Source organism: Streptomyces sp. LS1784 (assembly GCF_020103755.1).
GTDB lineage: Bacteria > Actinomycetota > Actinomycetes > Streptomycetales > Streptomycetaceae > Kitasatospora.
The window spans coordinates 1-3,140 of sequence record NZ_JAHSQD010000771.1 but is presented as its reverse complement, the minus strand read 5'-3'; the positions used below and the strand labels follow the sequence as shown (position 1 = coordinate 3,140).

Here is a 3,140-nt window from a genome sequence, read left to right as displayed (position 1 = left end):
AGCGCGTCGTCCGCGGCCGCCAGGGCGAGCAGCACGAAGCGGTCCACGCAGCGGGTCTCGGTGCGCGGCAGCACCTCCCGGCCGTCCACGGCGGGGGCGATCCCGGCGGCGGGCAGCCGGCCGTGCGCGGCGTGGCCCTCGGGGACGGCGCGCAGGCCGGAGCGGCCGGCGGTGAGTGCCTCGAACACCTCGGCGGGCTTGCGGCCGAGCGGGGAGACCAGGCCGATGCCGGTGACGACGGCGCCGGAGCGCGGGCTGATGTGCCCACTACGCTCGCTCACGCGCCCACCGCCGAGAGGTGGGTCTGCCGCAGCAGGACCTTGCGGACCTTGCCGGTCGGGCCGAGCGGGATGTCGTCGGGGGAGACCACCAGCACCTTGCGGACGGTCGCGGCGGCGGCCTCGTCCAGGGCGGCCACGACCGCCTCGGTGCGGTCCGCGGCCCCGTCGGCGTCCGCGGCGAGGAGCAGCAGCACGTCGGTGACCACGCGGTCGCCGTCCCGTACCGCGACCACCGTGCAGTCCAGCACGTCCGGGCAGGCGGCCAGCACCCGCTCCTCCGACATCGCGGTGAACAGCCGTTTGCCGCCGCCGAGTTCGACCGAGTCGACGGCCCGGTCCACATGGTAGTAGTAGCCCTCCTCGTCCCGGTACATCAGGTCCCCGGTGAGGAAGCGGCCGCGCAGCCGGGTGCGGAAGGTGGTGGCCGAGTCGTTCCAGTAGCCGATCGCCAACGTGGGTGAGGCGGTGGCGAGTTCGCCGACCTCGCCGGGGCCGAGCGGTTCGCCGTCCGGGCCGACCACCTCGCAGTCGACGAAGGCGTGCGGTCGGCCCACGCAGCGGCCGTAGCGCTCGGTGCCGGGGCCGTGGGTGATGAAGAAGTGCGAGTGGCCCATCTCGGTGGAGCCGAGGCCGTCCACGAACTGCGAGCCGGGCAGCCGGGTCCGGCCGGCCCGGGTGACGGTCTCCCGGCTGCCGGCGGCGATCAGGCGGCGGATGTGCACCTCGTGGGCGCAGTCGCCGGTGTTCCACCAGAGCGCGACGGAGGTCAGGTCCCGGGCGGCGAGGTCGTGCCGGGCGAGGTCGGCCCAGGTGGCGGCGAAGCCGATCACCCCGGTGGGCCGCCACCGCTCGATCGCCGCCAGCACGCCGTCGCCGGACTGCCGGGAGAGCACGGCGAGTTCGGTGTGCGAGCTGAGAGCGAGGTTGAGTGCGATCAGGGTGGCGGCGTGCGGGGCGGGCAGGGCGCTGAGCATCCGGTCCTGGCCCTGCGGGCGGGGCAGCCGCAACCGGTGGCGGATCGCCGCGTACAGGCTCGCGTGCGAGTGGACGACGGCCTTGGGCATGCCGGTGGTGCCGGAGGAGTGGGTGATCGCCACCGGGTCGCCGGACCAGTGCCGGTACGGCTCCGGGGCGGCGTCCGGGTCGCCGGCGCCGAGGGTGGAGATCTCGGGCAGCAGCGGCGCGCCGGGGTCGTGGTCGGCCAGCGCGGCCAGGCGGGCGGGGTCGGCGAGGACGCCGGCCGCGCCGAGGCGCGCGATGTAGCGGGCGGCGCGCTCGCCGTCCAGGTTGGGGTTGAGCAGTGCGGGGATGGCGCCGAGCCGGGCCAGGGCGAGGAAGGCGAGCACGTGGTCGGCGGCGTCGCCCGCGTACACCACCACCGGGTCGCGCCGGGTGACGCCCAGACCGTGCAGTGCGGCGGCGCGGGTCCGGACGGCGCGGTCCAGCTCGCGCAGGGTGAACGGCTGCCAGACGGAGTGGTCGTCCACCGGGGTGTCGAAGCTGAGCAGCGGCACGTCCAGGTCGAGCCCGAGCGCGATCCGGGCGGTCAGGACGTTGCCGGCGCCCACGTCGGGGTCGTCCGCGAGCTGGGTGCGGAGGCTGCGGATGGTCACGGGGGTGGATCCCTCCCTCGGGGCCGGTGGACGGCCCGGGCGGCTGATCGGGTGGCAGGGTCGGTCGGCCGCGCGGGCGGCGGGTGTCCGGAGCGAGGCGGGGTCGGACGGGGCGCTGGTGTGCCGGGTGCGGCTGCGTCAGGCGCCGGGCCTCGATGGTTCCTACGGTCGGGGGTGGGCGGCGGGTTCAGTTCGGTCGGCGCTCCCGGTCCGTTCGTCGGTCCTGGCCGTCGGGTGCGGTCCACCGCCGGTCGGACCGGCGAGCAGGACGGCCGCGGCCCGGTCCCCGTCGGGCGTCTGCTCGACGGCCAGGGCCAGCACCCGGTCGGCGTCGCCGTCGTCGAGCAGCAGCGCGGCGAGCTCGAACGCCTCGGCCGGGACGCGGCCGGGTTCGGCCTCGGCCGGGCAGATCGCCGCGATGGGGCCGGTCAGGCCCCAGCGCGCGGAGATGTGCCCGAGGACGGCGTTGGGGTTGGACTGGAAGAACAGCAGCGGGCCGGTCCGCTGTCCGGGTTCGGCGCTGTGCTCGATGGCCCGCGCGGTGTCGAGGTCGCCGCTCGCGCTGGCGAGCAGCAGGGCGGTCCGCCCGGGGGCGGGCGGCTCGCCGTGGTGGGCGCGCAGGCAGCGCTCGGCGGTGTCGGCGACCAATGGGTTGAAGCCGGAGGCGGCGAAGCCGGGCAGCGGTGGCGGGGGCCCGTCCAGGCCGGGCGCGGGGCGGCGGGCCTCGGCGAGGATCCGCAGTCCGTGGGTGTGGTCGGCAGGGGTCATGGCGGTGGCTGTCATCCCGGGGCCAGCAGCAGCGCGGTGTTGGCGCCGCCGAAGGCGGAGTTGAGGCTGAGGGCGTACGGGGGACGGGCGGTGCGCGGGCCGTCCAGGACGAGGTCCAGCGCGAGGTCCGGGTCCGGGCCGAGCCAGCCGGCGTTGACCGGGAGCAGACCGGTACCCAACGCGCCGATGGTGACGGCGAGTTCGAGCAGCGCGGAGGCCTCCAGGGCGTGCCCGTGCACGGACTTGCTGGAGCTGACCGGCAGGCGGTCGGTGTGTGGGCCGAACACCCGCCGCAGGGCGCGGGCCTCGGCCCGGTCGGCGAGGGTGGAGCCGGTGCCGTTGGCGTTGACGTAGCCGACCTCGGCGGGGCCGACGCCCGCGCGGGTGAGTGCGGCCTCGATGGCGCGGGCCGCCCCGACGCCCTCCGGTTCCGGGCGGCAGACGTGGTGGGCGTCCCCGGCCCGGCCCCAGCCGGCCA

3 protein-coding genes and 1 pseudogene are annotated in these 3,140 nt (G+C 76.7%); all 4 read right to left on the bottom strand.

The window, feature by feature from the left end; all coding sequences use genetic code 11:
• Positions 1–281, bottom strand: a 281-nt coding sequence (locus KS423_RS42085) for a beta-ketoacyl synthase N-terminal-like domain-containing protein (protein WP_308020316.1), incomplete at its 3' end; no start/stop codon positions are given.
• Positions 278–1,894, bottom strand: coding sequence for a class I adenylate-forming enzyme family protein (locus tag KS423_RS42080; RefSeq protein WP_224284989.1), 1,617 nt, complete (start codon positions 1,892–1,894; stop codon positions 278–280). The genes KS423_RS42080 and KS423_RS42085, both read right to left, overlap by 4 nt.
• Positions 1,895–2,056: 162 nt before the next feature.
• Positions 2,057–2,662, bottom strand: a complete 606-nt coding sequence (locus tag KS423_RS42075) for a hypothetical protein (RefSeq protein ID WP_224284988.1) — start codon at positions 2,660–2,662, stop codon at positions 2,057–2,059.
• A gap of 11 nt (positions 2,663–2,673) precedes the next feature.
• A pseudogene (locus KS423_RS42070) lies at positions 2,674–3,140 on the bottom strand (beta-ketoacyl-[acyl-carrier-protein] synthase family protein); the annotation flags it as partial.